Origin of the sequence: Cryobacterium cheniae, assembly GCF_004403395.1 — a bacterium.
GTDB lineage: Bacteria > Actinomycetota > Actinomycetes > Actinomycetales > Microbacteriaceae > Cryobacterium > Cryobacterium cheniae.
Genome location: NZ_SOGN01000069.1, coordinates 1 through 17,863, shown reverse-complemented (window position 1 = coordinate 17,863; position 17,863 = coordinate 1). Strand labels below are relative to the sequence as shown.

Sequence of the window (17,863 nt, the reverse complement as noted above, 5' to 3'; positions counted from 1 at the left end):
ACGTTTCCACCTCGGTCGGTGTGTGTGCCCGTTCCGGACAATTGTGCCCGTTCCACCGGCAACAGTTGTCCGGAACGGGCACATGTGTGTCGGCGCGCGAGTTTAGAGTGATTTCATGAGTGGAATGCACGGAGGCGGTGGCGGTCGACGGGGGCGGGTCAGCGGCGCGGATGTCGTGGCCCAGCGGGCCGAGAACGCCGAGGCCCCGCGCATCCCGCATCTGCTGCGCCGGATTGCCGGCCTGTTCGAGCCGCACCGCGGGGCGCTCACGGTCACGGTGGTGCTCGTGTTCATCGGCGCCGCGCTGTCCGTCGTGCCGCCGCTGCTCGTGCAGCGGGCCTTCGACGAGGGGCTTTTCCCGCCCGGTGGCACCCCGGACGTGGAGCGCCTCGCCGTGCTCGTGGGGGTGATGATCGCCATCTACCTGGGTTCGCAGCTGCTCGGCGTCTGGCAGACCTGGCTCACCGCCACGGTCGGCAATTCGGTGATGGGCGCACTGCGGGTGCGCCTGTTCACCCACCTGCAGTCGATGGAGCTGAGCTTCTTCACCCGCACGAAGACGGGCATCATCCAATCCAGGCTGCAGAACGACGTCGGCGGCGTCGCGAGTGTGCTCACCAACACCATCTCCAGCCTGCTCGGCAACGCCGTGACCGTGATCGCGGCGCTGGTCGCCATGCTCCTGCTGAGCTGGCAGCTGGCCATCGTCGCCATCATCCTGATGCCCGTGCTCGTCTTCGCCCAGCGCCGGGTCGGCCAGGTACGGGCCCGCATCGCCTCCAAGACGCAGGAGTCGCTCTCGGACATGACGGCGATCACGCAGGAGACGCTGAGCGTGTCCGGCATTCTGCTCTCGAAGAGTTTCACCCGCCAGCAGACCGAGATCCATCGGTATGCCGACGAGAACGCCAACCAGGTCAAGCTGCAGATCAGCCAGCAGATGAGCGGCCAGTGGTTCTTCGCCATGGTGAGTATCTTCCTGTCCAGCATCCCGGCGATCGTCTACCTCGTGGCCGGCCTGCTGATGGGCAGCGGCACGACCGACATCACGGCCGGCACGATCGTGGCCTTCACGACGGTTCAATCGCGGCTGCTGTTCCCGTTGCTCGGCCTGATGCGCGTCGCCCTCGACCTGCAGACCTCCAGCGCCCTGTTCGCCCGCATCTTCCAGTACCTCGACCTCCGGCCCGCCATCCGCGACACCCCCGACGCGGTGCCCGTGCCCACCGGCGGCGAGTTCGGCGGCCGGGTTGCCTTCGACGGGGTCACCTTCGCCTACCCGGATGCGGGTGCGGAATCGCGCCCCACCCTGGACGACGTCTCCTTCACGATCGAGCCGGGCCAGTTCGCGGCCTTCGTCGGCCCGTCCGGGGCCGGCAAGACCACCGTGTCCTATCTCATCCCGCGCTTCTACGAGGCGTCGGCCGGCCGGGTGCTCTTCTCCGGCGTCGACGTGCGAGACCTTCGGCAGCAGTCCCTGGTCTCCCAGATCGGCATCGTCAGCCAGGAGACCTACCTCTTCCACGCGACCATTGCCGAGAACCTCCGCTACGCGAAACCGGAGGCGACGGATGCCGAACTCGAGGCCGCGGCCCGGTCGGCGAGCATCCACGACACGATCGCTTCCTTCCCCGCCGGCTACGACACCCTGGTGGGGGAGCGCGGCTACCGGCTCTCCGGCGGCGAGAAACAGCGCATCGCCATCGCGCGGGTCCTGCTCAAGGATCCCGAGGTGCTGATTCTCGACGAGGCGACCAGCGCCCTCGACGCCATCTCCGAGCGCGTCGTGCAGGCTGCTCTGGACACCGCCTCCCGCGGGCGCACGACCATCGCCATCGCGCACCGGCTGTCGACCATCGTGGCCGCCGACGTCATCTTCGTCGTCGACGCGGGACGGATTGTGGAGAGCGGCACCCACAGCGATCTGATCGCCGCCGGCGGCGTCTACGCGCGGCTGTACTCGGAGCAGATCACGTCGCCACCGTCCCCATCGCCTTCACCGCCCACGCCGATAGAGTTGGCACGGCTCGAATCCCTGACGGAGAACTCCCTGACGACTCCTGACGACTCCCTGACGACGAACCCTCGATGAAGGACTCGCGATGAAAATTGCCGACACCGTTCTCGACCTGATCGGCGACACCCCCCTGGTCAAGCTGCACAAGGTGACGGAAGGCGTCAGCGCCACCGTGCTGGTCAAGCTGGAGTACCTGAACCCGGGCGGGTCCGCGAAGGACCGCATCGCCGTGCGCATCATCGATGCCGCCGAGCGCGACGGACTGCTGCTCCCCGGCGGCACCATCGTCGAGCCGACCTCGGGCAACACGGGCGTCGGCCTGGCCCTCGTCGCCCAGCAACGCGGCTACCAGTGCGTGTTCGTACTGCCGGACAAGGTGGGGGAGGACAAGCGCAATGTGCTCACGGCCTACGGCGCGGAGATCGTGGTGACCCCGACATCCGTCGCCCCCGACCACCCCGACTCCTACTACAGCGTCTCCGACCGGCTGGCCCGGGAGATCCCGGGGGCGTTCAAACCGAACCAGTACTTCAACCCGAACGGCCCGCTCAGCCACTATGAGACCACCGGCCCCGAGATCTGGCGGGACACCGACGGCACAGTGACGCACTTCGTCGCGGGCGTCGGCACCGGCGGCACCATCAGCGGCACCGGCCGGTACCTGCGCGAGGTGTCCGGCGACACCGTGCGCATCATCGGCGCCGACCCGGAAGGTTCGGTGTACTCCGGCGGCACCGGCCGGCCCTACCTGGTCGAGGGGGTCGGCGAGGACTTCTGGCCCGGCGCCTACGACCCGGCCGTCGTGCACGAGGTGATCGCCGTGTCCGACGCGGATTCCTTCGCGATGACCCGCCGGCTCGCACTGGAAGAGGGCATCCTGGTCGGCGGCTCGAGCGGGATGGCCGTCGTCGCCGCCCTGCGCGCGGCGAAAACCCTCGGCGCCGACGACACGATCGTCGTGCTGCTCCCCGACGGCGGGCGCGGCTACCTGGGCAAGATCTTCAACGACGGCTGGATGCGCAGCTACGGTTTCACCAACGCACCGGCCGGGCACACGGTCGCCGACCTGCTCGCGTCGAAGTCCGGCGTCCTGCCACCCTTTGTCTACGTGCACCCCAGCGCCACCGTGCGCGACGCGATCGGCGTCATGACCGAGGCCGGCGTGTCTCAGGTGCTGGTGCTCACCGCCAAGCCGCCGGTCGTGATGGGCGAGGTCGTCGGCGCGATCGACGAACGTGGACTCATGGAACTCGTCTTCTCCGGCGAGGCGCAACTGAGCGACCGCGTCGGCGAACTCGTCGGCGACTCGCTGCCGTTGATCGGGGTGAACGAGCAAGTCGCCGCCGCGCGGGCCGCCTTCGCCGACCACGATGCGCTGCTCGTCACCGACGGCGGCAAACCCCTGGGTGTCATCACCCGCCACGACCTGCTCGCCTACCTGAGCGAATGAACAGCACGACTAAGGACGATTCAATGGCACGCACGCAGAACTCGCAGAACTTCGACACCATCGCCATTCACGCCGGGCAGGAATTCGACCCGACGACCGGCGCCGTGATCCCACCCATCTACCAGACGTCGACGTATGTGCAGGAGAGCATCGGCCACCTGCGCGGCGGCTACGAGTACAGCCGTGGCGGCAACCCGACCCGCACCGTGCTGGAGACCCTGCTGGCAGCGCTCGAGGGCGGCAAGCACGGACTCTCCTTCGCCAGCGGGCTCGCCGCGGAAGACACCATCCTGCGCGCGCTGCTCGCGCCGGGCGACCACATCGTGCTCGGCAACGATGTCTACGGCGGCACGCACCGGCTGATCAACCGGGTGCACGGCGCCTGGGGCATCCTGAATTCCACCGTGGAGATGAGCGACCTCGCGGCCGTGGAGGAGGCCATCATCCCCGGCGAGACCAAGATCCTCTGGGTGGAGACACCCAGCAACCCGCTGATGAAGGTCTGCGACATCGCCGCGCTGGTAGAGATCGGCCACCGCCACGGCGTGACCGTCATCGTCGACAACACGTTCGCGTCGCCCGCTTTGCAGCAGCCGCTGGCCTTCGGCGCCGACGTCGTCGTGCACTCGACCACCAAATACCTCGGCGGCCACTCCGACGTGCTCGGCGGCGCCCTGATCATCAACGACGACGCGCTGGCCGAGAAGGCCCAATTCCTGCAGTTCGCCGCCGGACCCGTCTCGGCGCCGATGGATGCCTGGCTCACCGTCCGCGGAATCAAGACCCTCTCGGTGCGGATGGACCGCCACTGCAGCAACGCCCAGGCCATCGCCGAACATTTGCAGGATCACCCGGCGATCGACCGCGTCTACTACCCGGGCCTGTCCACCCACCCGGGCCACGAGCTGGCGAAGAAGCAGATGAGCGGCTTCGGCGGCATGCTCTCGATCTCCTTCGTCGGCGGCGCGGCCGCGGCGCGCTCCTTCGCCGAGTCGACCCACCTGTTCCAGCTGGCCGAATCGCTCGGCGGCGTGGAATCGCTGGTCAACTACCCCTCCGAGATGACCCACGCGTCCGTGCGCGGCACCGAACTCGAGGTGGCGGACAACATCATCCGTCTGTCCGTGGGAATCGAAGACGTCGCCGACCTGATCGACGACATCGACCGGGCGCTCGCGGCCGCCTAGCCGGGCAGCAGGCCGGGCAATGTATTCCGTCCGGTGAATCGAAACTCCATGGCCATGCCTGCAGGTGCATTCATCGGCGACCCGTCGCGGGCGCTCGGTTTCCCGGCCGCCGAAGGAGCGCCACGGGTCCGGCGCGAGGTACGCCGCAGAGCTCCGTCGGCGTGCATACTGGATCTGCGTTCACAATTGTGACCGTGCACATGCCGAGCAAGGTCTTCCCGTGACTCTCGATCTGCCCAAGGGGCGTGCCCCGAGCATCCGTGATGTGGCGCGCCTGGCGGGGGTCTCGCACCAGACCGTCTCGCGCGTGCTCAACGACCACCCGAGCATCCGCGATTCCACCAAGGCGAAGGTACTGCAGGTCATGGATGACCTGCAGTACCGACCGAACCGCGCGGCCCGCGCACTGTCGCGCGGGCGGTCGCGCACCATCGGCCTGCTGTCGGCGGAGAGCGCCTACGGACCGGCCAGCAGCATCGCCGCCATCCAGGATGCCGCGCAGGAAGCCGGCTACTACGTCAACACCGCGAACCTCACATCCGTTGACACGGAGTCGATCGAGGCGGCGCTGGAGCACCTGATGTACCAGTCCGTGGAGGGGATTGTCGTGATCGCGCCGCAGGTGCGGGTCTTCGACGCACTCGAACAGCTGGCCATCGACGTGCCGTTCGTCACCCTGCAGTCCACCGGCCGTCTCGACAATTCTTTGTCCGTCGACCAGATGACCGGGGCCCGGCGGGCCACCCGGCACCTGATCGATCTCGGCCATCGGAGCATCTACCACCTCGCCGGGCCCCAGGACTGGATCGAGGCCGAGGCCCGGATGCGCGGCTTTCTCGACGAGATGTGGGAGATGGACGTTCCGACCATGGCCCCGATCCTGGGCGATTGGACTGCCGATTTCGGGTATCGCGCCGGCCGGGAACTGCTCCGGAGGCGGGACTTCACGGCCGTCTTCGCGTCGAACGACCAGATGGCGCTCGGGTTCATGCACGCCTGCCGGGAGGCGGGTCTCGAGCTGCCGCGCGACATGAGCATTGTCGGTTACGACGATATTCCGGAAGCGGCACACTTCTGGCCGCCGCTCACCACCGTGCGCCAGGATTTCGCCGAACTCGGGCGGCGGTGCATCGCCCTCCTGCTCAGCAATCTCAGCGGCGGTGTGCCGATGGATCGGAGCGACCCGATCATTCCCGAACTCATCGTGCGCGGTTCGACGGCGCCGCCGGCGTTCTGAGGCGGACGCCTGCGCGGCCCGCGTCGATCGCCCGTCGCATCCTCTCCTCGCACCCGCGGCCGGCCCGGGAGTACGATGGGCGCGTTCGCCGACGTGCGAGCGCTCCCGCATGCCAGTACGGATATCGCCCGAAGGCCCGGCAGCCTGTTACGCAAGCGTGACAAAACGAATCTTGACACCGGGACCGTCACCGGGCCATAGTGTCAATGTGATCGGTCACATAGGCCTGATTTCCTCCACATTTTCATTGAGTGCATGACATTGAGGTCAAGCTTGTGAGCACACTTTTCCACCTGCCCGGCAGCTCCGCTGCCGCCCGGCTGAGCGGGAGCGGGATGATCCGTCGCGCGTCCACCCCGTCGGTACGGGAAACCCGCAGCGGCCCCGGGCGTGAGGAGTCCAATGATGTCCCCTGACCACGTGATCCTTGAGATGCGATCGATCACCAAGGAGTTCCCCGGGGTCAAAGCCCTGTCGGATGTCTCCATCACGGTGAAGCGCGGTGAGATCCATGCCATCTGCGGCGAGAACGGGGCCGGCAAGTCCACCCTGATGAAAGTCCTCTCCGGGGTGTACCCCGCCGGCACGTATACCGGGGACATCATCTACCAGGGCCAGAACGTGCACTTCAAGGACATCCGCTCCAGCGAGGAGGCGGGCATCGTCATCATCCACCAGGAACTGGCACTCATCCCGGAACTCTCCATCACGGAGAACATCTTCCTCGGCAACGAGCCGACCAAATGGGGCGCGATCGACTGGATCACCGCCAAGAAGACGGCGCTCGAGCTGCTGGCGCGTGTCGGGCTCCGGGACAACCCCGACACCCTGATCAAGAACATCGGCGTCGGCAAGCAGCAGCTGGTCGAGATCGCGAAGGCCCTGAACAAATCGGTCAAGGTGCTCATCCTCGATGAGCCGACCGCAGCCCTGAATGAGTCGGACTCCATGCACCTGCTGGACCTGATCCGCGGTCTCAAGGGCAAGGGGATCAGCTCGATCATGATCTCCCACAAGCTCAACGAGATCGAACAGGTCGCGGACTCGATCACGATCATCCGCGACGGCAAGACGATCGAAACCCTGGATGTCGTGGCCGACGGAGTCAACGAGGACCGCATCATCCGTGGCATGGTCGGCCGCAGCCTGGAGAGCCGATTCCCGGACCGCACGCCGCACATCGGCGAGGTCTTCTTCGAGGTTCGCGACTGGACGGTGCAGCACCCCCAGATCGCGGAGCGCATGGTGGTGAAGCGTTCCAGCCTCAACGTGCGCAAGGGCGAAATCGTCGGCATCGCCGGTCTGATGGGCGCGGGACGCACCGAACTGGCGATGAGCATTTTCGGGCGCTCCTACGGCAACTTCATCTCAGGCCACCTCTATAAGGACGGCAAGGAAATCGTTCTGAGGAGCGTGGCCGACGCCATCGACCACGGCCTCGCCTATGTGAGCGAGGACCGCAAGGCGCTCGGACTGAACCTGCTGGACGACGTCAAGCGTTCCGTCGTCTCGGCCAAGCTCTCGAAGATCTCGTCCGGACCGGTCGTGAACGACTCGAAGGAATTCGGAATCGCCGAGGAATACCGCAAGAGCCTGCGGATCAAGACGCCGAGCGTCAACGCGGGTGTCTCCAAACTCTCCGGCGGCAACCAGCAGAAGGTCGTTCTGGCCAAGTGGATGTTCACCGACCCTGACCTGCTGATCCTGGACGAACCCACCCGGGGCATCGACGTCGGCGCGAAGTACGAGATTTACGGCATCATCCAGCAGCTCGCCGAGCAGGGCAAGGGAGTCATCCTGATCTCCTCTGAACTCCCGGAACTCCTCGGCCTCGCGGACCGGATCTACACGGTCTTCGAGGGTGCGATCACAGACTGCATCCCGGCGGAGTCTGCCGATCCCGAAACCCTGATGAAAAGTATGACCTCCGCACGGAAGAAGGTTCAGAGCATATGAGTGAAAACACGAGTACCCGCACCGGCGCTCTCGGCGACCTGAAGAAGATGTTCGGGAGCGGCAGCTCGAACCTGCGGCAATTCGGCATCCTCTTCAGCCTGATCGCCATCATTCTGCTCTTCCAGTACCTGACCGACGGGCTGACGCTGTCGTCCGGCAACCTGATCAACCTGGTCAGCCAGTACTCCTACATCCTCATCCTCGCCATCGGCATGGTCATGGTGATCATCGCCGGCCACATCGACCTGTCGGTCGGCTCGGTTGCTGCCTTCGTCGGCATCGTGGTTGCCACTGCGATGCGGGACTGGAACTTTCCGTGGCCGCTGGCCATCCTGCTGGGGCTGGTCGTGGGAATGCTGATCGGAGCCTGGCAGGGCGCGTGGGTCGCCTACGTCGGGGTTCCCGCCTTCATCGTCACCCTGGCCGGCATGCTCATCTTCCGCGGTGGCAACCAGGTCATCGGCAATGCCAATACGGTCCCCGTTCCCGACGGCTTCACGATCATCGGCTCCGGCTACCTTCCCGAGGTCGGCCCGAACACGGGCTTCAACAATCTGACCCTGCTGCTGGGTCTCATCATCGTGCTCGCGGTCGTCGCCTCCGAATGGCGCGCACGTCGGGTGCAGAAGATCATGGGTTCCACGCCGGCACCGCTCTGGGCGAGCATCGTCAAGGTCGTCCTCCTGTGTGCCGTCATCGTCTACGCATCCGTCTTGTTCGCCGGTGGCCGCGTTGGCACGAGCTTCCCCGTCTCCGGAATCATCCTCGGGGTACTCGTTCTCTTCTACGCATTCGTGACCCGGAACACGATCTTCGGCCGCCACGTCTATGCGGTCGGCGGCAACAAGCTCGCCGCCGAACTCTCGGGGGTCAAGTCCCGTCGGGTGAACTTCCTCGTGATGATGAACATGTCGATCCTCGCGGCCCTGGCCGGCATGATCTTCGTCGCCCGCTCGGTGGCCTCCGGCCCGCAGGACGGCCTCAGCTGGGAGCTCGACGCGATCGCCGCAGTGTTCATCGGTGGTGCGGCGGTGTCCGGCGGAATCGGAACCGTCGTCGGTTCCATCATCGGTGGTCTCGTCATGGCCGTGCTGAACAACGGCCTGCAGCTGCTGGGCGTCGGCTCTGACTGGGTTCAGATCATCAAGGGCATGGTGCTCTTGGTGGCCGTGGGCGTCGACGTCTGGAACAAGAGCCAGGGGCGTCCATCGATCATCGGCCTCCTGACCCGCAAAAAGAAGACCACCGAATTCCCGGCGGAGCCGCCCCTGGTCGTCCCGGACACGGGCACCCCGGAGAGCGCGCGACCGCCGGCCACCCGGCCCAACTAACCCGGATTCACCCCTTCACCAAACCCCAACGAAAAGAAAGAAACCCACAATGCGAAAGATTCTTGCGACAACTGCGATCGCCGCAGTGGCCTTGATGGCCCTCTCAGGTTGCTCTACCCGCACGGAGTCCGGTGGTGGAGACGGCGCTGCTGCCGGCTTCGCCAAGGACTCGGTCATCGGCGTCGCGCTCCCGTCGAAGACCTCTGAGAACTGGGTCCTCGCCGGCGGGCTCTTCGAGGACGGCCTCGAAGCGGCCGGCTACAAGGGCGACGTGCAGTATGCCGGCGCGTCGACCACGGTCAAGGACCAGCAGGACCAGATCTCGGCCATGGTCACCAACGGCGCCAAGGTCATCATCATCGGTGCCGCTGACGGTGGTCAGCTGGCCACCCAGGTGCAGTCGGCCCGTGACGCCGGCGCGATCGTCATCGCCTACGACCGCCTCATCCTGAACACCGAGGCCGTCGACTACTACGTCGCCTACGACAACTTCAATGTCGGCGAGCTTCAGGGCCAGGCGCTTCTGGACGGCCTGGCCTCGAGGGGCGAAGCCCCGTACAACATCGAGCTGTTCTCCGGTTCCTCGGACGACGCCAACTCGGCCGTCTTCTTCGGCGGTGCGATGAGCGTGCTGCAGCCGAAGATCGACGACGGAACCCTCGTCGTCGCCTCGGGCCAGACCGACATCAAGCAGACGGCGACCGCCGGCTGGAAGGCGGAGAACGCTCAGAGCCGCATGGACGCGCTGCTCACCAGCACGTACAGCGACATTCCCCTTCACGGCGTTCTCTCCCCGAACGACACCCTCGCACGGGCGATCATCACCTCGGTGAAGGCCGCCGGCAAGGACATCCCGATCGTCACCGGTCAGGACTCCGAAGTTGAGTCGGTCAAGTCGATCATGGCCGGCGAGCAGTACTCCACCATCAACAAGGACACCCGTGTGCTCGTCGACAAGGCCATCGAGATGGTCGACGTTCTCCAGAAGGGCGACACCCCCGAGGTCAACGACGAGGAGTCCTACGACAACGGCAAGATCGTCGTCCCGGCCTACCTGCTGCCCCCGGTCATCGTGACCAAGGAAAACGCTGCAGAGGCATACGCGAACGACCCGAACCTCGCCCCGCTGACCGAGTAACGACCCGGCAGCACACCTGCATCACAGCATTTCAGCAGCACAGCAACTCAACGTAAAGGGTCGGCTCCTCACGGGGCCGGCCCTTTCGTGTGTCCGGTGCTGCCGCTGTGGCGCACCCTCGCCCCGTCGCGGCGCACCTTATAGAAGGAGGCGCACGCTGGAACGTGCGCCCGCATCCGCAGGGTGCGCCGCGAGCGGGTGGACGAGCGGGTGAACGAGCGGGTGGGCGAGCGGGTGGGCGAGCGGGTGGGTCGGGGTGCGTGGGTCCGCGCGGGTCCGCGCGGGATCGCCGGACCGCGGTACCCTGTCGTCCCCAGAGGCAGGCTCGGTCGGGTTGTCCACGGATGCCCGTCTCGCCCGTGTCGACCGGCCGTCCGCCCGCAGGGTGAGGCATGACCGAACTCCTGGACATCGTCAGCGCCCGTCTCGACGGGCTCATCACCTACGCCGCGCTCCGTGAGCTCGGCCTCAGCTCGCACGGCGTGGACTCCCTGATCCGTCGTGGCGAACTCGTGCGCACGCGCCGCGGCGTCTACGTGCCGGGGGAGTTGTGGCGCGCCGCCGACCCCGATCAGCGCTACCGCCTGTTCGTGCTCTCGACGGCCCTGGCCGCGGGCCGACCGCTCGTGCTGTCGCATGGCTCCGCGGCGGTGATGCACGGGCTGCCACTCATCGGGGCCTGGCCACGCATGGTGCACGTGATCGACCCGGACGCCTCCGGCGGCAGCACCGCCCGTTTCACGACCAGCCATCGCGGGACTCCGGCGCCCGAGCCGGTGCACGTCGACGGGATCGCGGTGACCTCTCTGGCGCGCACCCTGGTCGACGTCGCGGCGAGCACGCGCTTTCTCGTGGGCGTCACCATGATCGACCATGCGCTGCGGGTCGAGCAGAAGCGGGTCGAGGGAGAGGCGCGCCGTGGCATCCGTGGCCGTCGTGCCCTCACCAGGGAGGACCTGTTCGCCGAGCTCGCGGCCGTGAACCCGCGGGCCGGCGCCCGGCTGGCCGAGCGGGCCATCGCCTTCGGGAACGGGCTGTCGGCCAACGCCGGCGAGTCCCTCAGCCGGGTGCGGATGTTCCAGCTCGGCTTTGAGGTGCCCGAGCTGCAGGTCTGTTTTCCTGACGTGGACGGGCAGGACTACTGGGTGGATTTCTACTGGCGCCGCATCCGCAAGATCGGGGAGTTCGACGGCAAGCACAAGCACACCCGCGGTGCGGTGCTGGGCGACCGGGACCCGGGGGAGGTCGTCTGGCAGGAGAAACGCCGCGAGGATGCGCTGCGTCACCACTCCGACAGCTTCGACCGCTGGGACTGGGACACCGCGATCTCGCCGCAGCGCTTCCACAGGTTTCTGGCTGAGCACGGGGTGCCCCGGACCTGATGACGGATGCCGCGGTGCACTCTGCGGCCGTCGTGGCGCACCCTGTGGAAGGAGGCGCATGATCTAGCGTGCGCCCGCGGCCACACGGTGCGCCGCGACCGACAGGCCGCGAGCGGGGTGCCCCGGGTGACGGTCCGACCGCGCCGCAGCCCCGAAGGGGGCACGCACGCACCGGATGGGGTGCGGCGCGACACGCCGACAGGGTTTCCACAGGCGCGAGTTCTGCCGCGGAAGCGCCTGTGGATAACTCGGCCGCCTTCCGCGTGATTCGGCTCGTCTCGCATCCGGGGGGCTGTGCACAACCGGTGGAATGTCAGTGGATAACTACATACTGGTAACTACTGCATGTAGTGGCCGTTCCCTTTGGGCATCACTAGATGTAGTATTGAAGTTCAACACACAGCACGTCTTGAACTTCAGATTTCACATGAAAACCGATTTTGAGCACTGATGTTTGAACTGAGTTTGAATACTGATTCCTGAACGACGAGAAAGGCCCCGCCATGGCAATCACGGTCTACACCAAGCCCTCCTGCGTGCAGTGCACTGCGACGTACCGCGCCCTCGACAACAAGGGCATCGAGTACGAAATCCTCGACCTCTCGGTCGACGAGAACGCCCTGGAAGCCGTCAAGGCCCTGGGCTACCTGCAGGCACCCGTCGTCATCACCGACGAGGACCACTGGTCGGGCTTCCGCCCCGACAAGATCAACGAGCTCGCGCAGCGTCTGGCGTAGCACCGCGGCGCCGGGGGCGGCGTCGAACAAGTAGGAGTCGTCAAAAATCTGCGTCGCTCGGCGTGCTGATTTCTCAACACCAGGGGGTGTTTCATGGCCGATATCGTTTATTTCTCCAGCACCTCGGGCAACACGCACCGCTTCATTGAGAAGCTGGGCCGCCCGGCCGCCCGCATCCCGATCTACGCGCGCGATGAGCCGCTCCAGGTCAGCGAGCCGTACGTGCTGGTCGTGCCGACGTATGGCGGCGGCGACAACAAGGGAGCGGTGCCCAAGCAGGTCATCAAGTTCCTGAACGACGAGCAGAACCGCTCACTCATCCGCGGCGTCATCGGCGCGGGCAACACGAACTTCGGCACGGGCTACTGCCTCGCCGGGGACATCATCGCAAAGAAGTGCAAGGTGCCCCACATGTTTCGCTTTGAAGTATTTGGAACTCCGGATGATGTGCGCATCGTCCACGACGGATTGGAATCATTTTGGAAGCAACAGCCGTGAAGACGATGGCTCACCCGGCACCCGGTCTGGCGATGGATTACCACTCCCTCAACGCCATGCTCAACCTGTACGGCCCGAACGGGGAAATCCAGTTCGAGAAGGACCGCGAGGCTGCGCGGGAGTTCTTCCTGCAGCACGTCAACCAGAACACGGTGTTCTTCCACACGCTGCGTGAACGCCTCGACTACCTGGTCGAGAAGGAGTACTACGAGCAGGCGGTGCTCGACCAGTATTCGTTCGAGTTCATCACCGACCTCAACAAGCTGGCGTACTCGAAGAAGTTCCGCTTCAAGACCTTCCTCGGCGCGTTCAAGTACTACACCTCGTACACGCTGAAGACGTTCGACGGCAAGCGTTACCTCGAGCGCTTCGAAGACCGCGTCGTGATGACCGCACTCGGCCTCGCCCAGGGCGACGAGCAGCTCGCGATCTCCCTCGTCGAGGAGATCATCGCCGGCCGCTTCCAGCCGGCCACCCCCACCTTCCTGAACTCCGGCAAGGCGCAGCGCGGTGAGCTCGTCTCCTGCTTCCTGCTTCGCATCGAAGACAACATGGAGTCGATCTCGCGCGGCATCAACTCGTCGCTGCAGCTGTCGAAGCGTGGCGGCGGCGTCGCGTTGCTGCTCAGCAACATCCGTGAGTCCGGTGCTCCGATCAAGCAGATCGAGAACCAGTCCAGCGGCATCATCCCCGTGATGAAGCTGCTCGAAGACTCCTTCAGCTACGCCAACCAGCTCGGTGCCCGTCAGGGTGCCGGCGCGGTGTACCTGCACGCGCACCACCCCGACATCATGCGCTTCCTCGACACCAAGCGGGAGAACGCCGACGAGAAGGTGCGCATCAAGACGCTGTCCCTCGGCGTCGTCGTACCCGACATCACGTTCGAGCTGGCGAAGAAAGACGAGGACATGTACCTGTTCTCGCCCTACGACGTCGAGCGCGTCTACGGGGTGCCGTTCGCGGACATCTCCGTCAGCGAGAAGTACCACGAGATGGTCGACGACCCGCGCATCAAGAAGTCCAAGATGAAGGCCCGCGACTTCTTCCAGACGCTCGCCGAGATCCAGTTCGAGTCCGGCTACCCGTACATCATGTTCGAGGACACCGTCAACGCGGCGAACCCGATCAAGGGTCGCGTCAACATGTCGAACCTGTGCTCGGAGATCCTCCAGGTCAACACCCCGACCACGTACAACGAGGACCTGTCGTACGACAAGATCGGCAAGGACATCTCCTGCAACCTCGGGTCGATGAACATCGCCCTGTCGATGGACTCGCCCGACTTCGGCAAGACCGTCGAGACCGCCATCCGCGGCCTCAGCTCGGTGTCGGAGCAGAGCCACATCTCCTCCGTGCGCTCGATCGAAGACGGCAACGACAAGTCGCACGCCATCGGCCTGGGCCAGATGAACCTGCACGGCTACCTCGCCCGTGAGCGCATCTACTACGGCAGCGAAGAGGGCATCGACTTCACCAACATCTACTTCTACACGGTGCTGTTCCACGCCCTGCGCGCCTCGAACAAGCTGGCCATCGAACGCGGCCACGCCTTCGTCGGCTTCGAGGACTCCACCTACGCGTCCGGCACGTTCTTCGACAAGTACACCGACCGGGTCTGGGCGCCCGCCACCGCGCGCGGCGCCGAGCTGTTCGCGCAGGCCGACGTCGCGATCCCGACGCAGGCCGACTGGGTCGAGCTCAAGGCATCCGTCATCGAGCACGGCATCTACAACCAGAACCTGCAGGCCGTGCCGCCGACCGGGTCGATCTCGTACATCAATAACTCGACCGCATCGATCCACCCGATCGCGTCGAAGATCGAGATCCGCAAGGAAGGCAAGCTCGGCCGCGTCTACTACCCGGCGCCGTTCATGACGAACGACAACACGGAGTTCTATCAGGATGCCTACGAAGTCGGCGCCGAGAAGGTCATCGACACCTACGCCGCTGCCACGCAGCACGTGGACCAGGGCCTGTCGCTGACGCTGTTCTTCAAGGACACCGCCACGACCCGCGACATCAACCGCGCCCAGATCTACGCGTGGAAGAAGGGCATCAAGACCATCTACTACATCCGTCTGCGCCAGATGGCCCTCGAGGGCACCGAGGTCGAGGGTTGCGTCTCCTGCGCCCTGTGAGTGAGTTCGTGCTGAACCGCTCGACTACTGAACCGCCTGTGCACTGCCGACTAAGGAACAACCAATGATTGACAAGCTCAAGCTCGTCTCCCACGTTGACGCGATCAACTGGAACAGGATCGAAGACGAAAAAGACGTCGAGGTGTGGAACCGCCTCACGAACAACTTCTGGCTGCCGGAGAAGGTGCCGCTGTCCAACGATGTGCAGTCCTGGGCCACGCTCACCCCGGCGGAGCAGCTGCTCACCCTGCGGGTGTTCACGGGGCTGACCCTGCTCGACACGATCCAGGGCACAGTGGGTGCCGTGTCGTTGATTCCGGATGCGATCACGCCCCACGAAGAGGCCGTCTACACGAACATCGCGTTCATGGAGTCCGTGCACGCCAAGAGCTACTCGTCGATCTTCTCGACCCTCGCGTCGACGAAGGAGATCGATGAGGCGTTCCGCTGGTCGACGGAGAACGTCAACCTGCAGCGCAAGGCCGAGATCATCATGAAGTACTACCAGGGCGACGACCCGCTCAAGCGCAAGGTCGCCTCGGTGCTGCTCGAGTCGTTCCTGTTCTACTCGGGCTTCTACCTGCCGATGTACTTCTCCAGCCGCGCCCGCCTCACCAACACGGCCGACCTCATCCGTCTGATCATCCGGGATGAAGCCGTGCACGGTTACTACATCGGCTACAAGTTCCAAAAGGGTCTCGAGGCCGCCTCGCAGGAGCGCCGCGATGAGATCAAGGATTACACCTTCAATCTCATGTTCGAGCTCTACGAGAACGAGATCCAGTACACGCAGGACCTCTATGACGAGCACGGTCTGACCGAGGACGTCAAGAAGTTCCTGCACTACAACGCCAACAAGGCCCTGATGAACCTCGGCTACGAGGCCATGTTCCCGAAGACCGTCACCGACGTGAACCCAGCCATTCTGGCCGCGCTCTCGCCGAACGCCGACGAGAACCACGACTTCTTCTCCGGGTCGGGCTCCTCCTACGTCATCGGCAAGGCCGTCAACACGGAAGACGCCGACTGGGACTTCTAGACCCGGTCGTGTGACCGCACCGCCGACGTCGACAGTTCCGGTCGAGTTCGCCCGCTATGCCGGGCGAACTCGACCGGAACTGTCTGTTTCGACGGGGTGCGGGCCGGGGACCTACTCCGCGGCCGCCGGCGGCGCGGGGTCGTCGCCCCGGTACCAGGCGATCGCGACCAGCCGGCGCAGAACGTCGAGGTCGATGTCGTCGAGCTTCTTCACGTATACGCACCCCGCCCCCTCCGTGTACGCGCCGAGCCGCGGGAGGAGCGCGGCGCCCTCGGGGAGGTCTTTGAGCCCGTAGATCGACAGTTGCGCCTTGCGCGGAGAGAAGCCCGTCTTCGGCCAGTCTCCGCGGTTGCGCGGGTTCGCGGGCGACACGTAGCGGTAGCTGCCGTAGCCCACGATCGATGGACCCCACAGGACAGGGTCGGCGCCCGTCACCTCCCGGAAGAGCGCGTCGAGGGCCTGGCCGTCCGCGCGGCGGCGGTCGGGCGTCGCGGCAGCCAGGAAGTCCTCGACGGAGGCATCCGTCGGCTGCGTCTTGATTTCGGCCATGGCGCCATTATGGCGCGGGCGTCCCTGACCGGGCATGTGTGCCGAGGTTCTGACGCGTTTAGGGATTCAAACGCTCCTAGGACCATGCGTTTAGCTGTTTGAACGCCCCCGCCGTTCCCGAGGATCCGGCACAGACATACCTTCGTGGGAGGGATAGCCCACCCGAGGGTCTTCCCGCCGAGCGCAGGGGCAGCCACCATGAAACGAATATTGAAGCGAACGGGCATCGCAACAACGCTCACCGCCATCACGGCGGTGAGCGTACTGGCCTTCGGTGGGGTTGCCTACGCGGACATCATTCAGGACAGCATCGAGGGTTCGGCCAGTGTCACTCTCGTTGCGGGATCGGCAACGGCCGGAAGCGCCACGATGAGGCTCAACGCCAACGGCAAGAGTGACGGCGACATCGGATGCAACATCGATGCGGGGGAGAGCCCGCTGAAACTCACCGTGGTCGCACCCTCCGGCGTCACGGCCAGCCCCAACCCCGTGGTCATCACGAACTGCACCGACGATTTCCCGGTCAGTTTCACAGCGGGCACCGCCGCCCAGAGCGGTACCGTGACGGTCCTCATCCTGGCGCAGCCGGCCGGCGGCGGAGAATTCAAGAACCAGGTCGGTATCCCCATCACCGTCACCCAGCCGGTTCCGACGAACACCGCGCCTTCGGTCTCGGTCAACGGGGTGAGCAACGGGGCCAGCTATGAAATCGGTACCGTGCCGACCGCCACCTGCCTGGTGGTCGACGCCGAAGACGTCGACCCCACGGCCGCCTCCGTGACCACCGGGGCGCTGCTGAATGGCCTCGGCACCCAGACCACGACCTGCGACTACACCGACGCCGGCGGGCTCAACGCCCCCACGGCGACGGTGACCTACACGGTCGTCGACACGGTCGACCCGACCATCGGGTACACGCTCAACCCGGTAGACCCCGACGGTACCAATGGCTGGTACACGACGGACTCAGGTGTCCTGGTCCACTTCGCGTGTGAAGACGTCGGAGGATCCGGCATCGCCACGTGCCCGGCCGACGTGATCCTGATGGACGGTGCGGACCAGTCGGTGACGGGTACCGCGACCGATAATGCCGGTAATACCGCGTCCGTGACAGTGTCCGGGATCACCGTCGACACCGTCGACCCGACGATTTCGTACACGCTCGACCCTGCCGACGCGAACGCCAACGGCTGGTACACGAGCT

The 17,863-nt window shown here is 65.4% G+C and carries 15 protein-coding genes; 14 read left to right on the top strand and 1 reads right to left on the bottom strand.

The window, feature by feature from the left end; all coding sequences use genetic code 11:
- Positions 1-115 precede the first annotated feature (115 nt).
- The 13 genes from E3T23_RS14560 (at position 116) to nrdF (ending at position 16,110) form a co-directional block, all read left to right on the top strand.
- Positions 116-2,092 (top strand): ABC transporter ATP-binding protein, encoded by a 1,977-nt coding sequence (locus tag E3T23_RS14560; RefSeq protein ID WP_134371258.1) that lies wholly within the window; start codon positions 116-118, stop codon positions 2,090-2,092.
- A 10-nt stretch (positions 2,093-2,102) separates the two neighbouring features.
- A complete protein-coding gene (locus E3T23_RS14555; RefSeq protein WP_134371257.1) occupies positions 2,103-3,467 on the top strand; it encodes a cystathionine beta-synthase in 1,365 nt (454 codons plus the stop codon).
- A 23-nt stretch (positions 3,468-3,490) separates the two neighbouring features.
- On the top strand, positions 3,491-4,654 hold the full coding sequence (locus E3T23_RS14550) for a cystathionine gamma-synthase (protein ID WP_134371256.1): 1,164 nt from the start codon (positions 3,491-3,493) through the stop codon (positions 4,652-4,654).
- A gap of 220 nt (positions 4,655-4,874) precedes the next feature.
- Positions 4,875-5,891 carry a LacI family DNA-binding transcriptional regulator gene (locus tag E3T23_RS14545; protein ID WP_134371255.1) on the top strand — a complete coding sequence of 339 codons (1,017 nt, stop codon included), beginning with the start codon at positions 4,875-4,877 and terminating at the stop codon, positions 5,889-5,891.
- 251 nt (positions 5,892-6,142) lie between these two features.
- Positions 6,143-6,307 (top strand): hypothetical protein, encoded by a 165-nt coding sequence (locus E3T23_RS15345; RefSeq protein ID WP_166806312.1) that lies wholly within the window; start codon positions 6,143-6,145, stop codon positions 6,305-6,307.
- Entirely contained in the window at positions 6,297-7,847 is a 1,551-nt protein-coding gene (gene mmsA / locus E3T23_RS14540; protein WP_134371272.1) for a multiple monosaccharide ABC transporter ATP-binding protein, read from the top strand. Before E3T23_RS15345 ends, mmsA begins: the two co-directional genes overlap by 11 nt.
- Positions 7,844-9,178 carry a multiple monosaccharide ABC transporter permease gene (gene mmsB / locus E3T23_RS14535; RefSeq protein WP_134371254.1) on the top strand — a complete coding sequence of 445 codons (1,335 nt, stop codon included), beginning with the start codon at positions 7,844-7,846 and terminating at the stop codon, positions 9,176-9,178. The genes mmsA and mmsB overlap by 4 nt, the downstream gene beginning before the upstream one ends.
- 49 nt (positions 9,179-9,227) lie before the next feature.
- Complete coding sequence (locus E3T23_RS14530) at positions 9,228-10,316, top strand: substrate-binding domain-containing protein (protein WP_134371253.1); 1,089 nt, start codon at positions 9,228-9,230, stop codon at positions 10,314-10,316.
- Positions 10,317-10,708: 392 nt separating this feature from the next.
- The gene (locus E3T23_RS14525; RefSeq protein WP_134371252.1) at positions 10,709-11,698 is read left to right on the top strand and encodes a type IV toxin-antitoxin system AbiEi family antitoxin domain-containing protein; all 990 of its coding nucleotides are present in this window, start codon (positions 10,709-10,711) and stop codon (positions 11,696-11,698) included.
- A 503-nt stretch (positions 11,699-12,201) separates the two neighbouring features.
- On the top strand, positions 12,202-12,435 hold the full coding sequence (gene nrdH / locus E3T23_RS14520) for a glutaredoxin-like protein NrdH (RefSeq protein ID WP_134363478.1): 234 nt from the start codon (positions 12,202-12,204) through the stop codon (positions 12,433-12,435).
- Between the two features lie 93 nt (positions 12,436-12,528).
- Positions 12,529-12,933: a class Ib ribonucleoside-diphosphate reductase assembly flavoprotein NrdI gene (gene nrdI, locus E3T23_RS14515; RefSeq protein WP_134371251.1), complete on the top strand. Its 405-nt coding sequence runs from the start codon at positions 12,529-12,531 to the stop codon at positions 12,931-12,933.
- A 5-nt stretch (positions 12,934-12,938) separates the two neighbouring features.
- Positions 12,939-15,071 carry a class 1b ribonucleoside-diphosphate reductase subunit alpha gene (nrdE, locus tag E3T23_RS14510; protein ID WP_134371271.1) on the top strand — a complete coding sequence of 711 codons (2,133 nt, stop codon included), beginning with the start codon at positions 12,939-12,941 and terminating at the stop codon, positions 15,069-15,071.
- A 64-nt stretch (positions 15,072-15,135) separates the two neighbouring features.
- Positions 15,136-16,110 (top strand): class 1b ribonucleoside-diphosphate reductase subunit beta, encoded by a 975-nt coding sequence (gene nrdF / locus E3T23_RS14505; RefSeq protein WP_134371250.1) that lies wholly within the window; start codon positions 15,136-15,138, stop codon positions 16,108-16,110.
- 111 nt (positions 16,111-16,221) lie between these two features.
- Here the strand turns inward: nrdF and E3T23_RS14500 are convergent, their stop codons facing one another.
- A complete protein-coding gene (locus E3T23_RS14500; protein ID WP_134371249.1) occupies positions 16,222-16,659 on the bottom strand; it encodes a DUF1801 domain-containing protein in 438 nt (145 codons plus the stop codon).
- A 198-nt stretch (positions 16,660-16,857) separates the two neighbouring features.
- Here E3T23_RS14500 and E3T23_RS14495 point away from each other — a divergent pair.
- Positions 16,858-17,863, top strand: a 1,006-nt coding sequence (locus E3T23_RS14495; RefSeq protein WP_198416231.1) for a hypothetical protein, incomplete at its 3' end; no start/stop codon positions are given.

Excerpts from the sequence above, each read along its gene's own strand:
- E3T23_RS14560 (WP_134371258.1), top strand. The coding sequence starts at position 116 with ATGAGTGGAATGCACGGAGGCGGTGGCGGTCGACGGGGGCGGGTCAGC.
- E3T23_RS14555 (WP_134371257.1), top strand. The coding sequence starts at position 2,103 with ATGAAAATTGCCGACACCGTTCTCGACCTGATCGGCGACACCCCCCTG.
- E3T23_RS14550 (WP_134371256.1), top strand. The coding sequence starts at position 3,491 with ATGGCACGCACGCAGAACTCGCAGAACTTCGACACCATCGCCATTCAC.
- mmsA (WP_134371272.1), top strand. The coding sequence starts at position 6,297 with ATGTCCCCTGACCACGTGATCCTTGAGATGCGATCGATCACCAAGGAG.
- mmsB (WP_134371254.1), top strand. The coding sequence starts at position 7,844 with ATGAGTGAAAACACGAGTACCCGCACCGGCGCTCTCGGCGACCTGAAG.
- E3T23_RS14530 (WP_134371253.1), top strand. The coding sequence starts at position 9,228 with ATGCGAAAGATTCTTGCGACAACTGCGATCGCCGCAGTGGCCTTGATG.
- E3T23_RS14525 (WP_134371252.1), top strand. The coding sequence starts at position 10,709 with ATGACCGAACTCCTGGACATCGTCAGCGCCCGTCTCGACGGGCTCATC.
- nrdH (WP_134363478.1), top strand. The coding sequence starts at position 12,202 with ATGGCAATCACGGTCTACACCAAGCCCTCCTGCGTGCAGTGCACTGCG.
- nrdI (WP_134371251.1), top strand. The coding sequence starts at position 12,529 with ATGGCCGATATCGTTTATTTCTCCAGCACCTCGGGCAACACGCACCGC.
- nrdE (WP_134371271.1), top strand. The coding sequence starts at position 12,939 with ATGGCTCACCCGGCACCCGGTCTGGCGATGGATTACCACTCCCTCAAC.
- nrdF (WP_134371250.1), top strand. The coding sequence starts at position 15,136 with ATGATTGACAAGCTCAAGCTCGTCTCCCACGTTGACGCGATCAACTGG.
- E3T23_RS14500 (WP_134371249.1), bottom strand. The coding sequence starts at position 16,659 with ATGGCCGAAATCAAGACGCAGCCGACGGATGCCTCCGTCGAGGACTTC.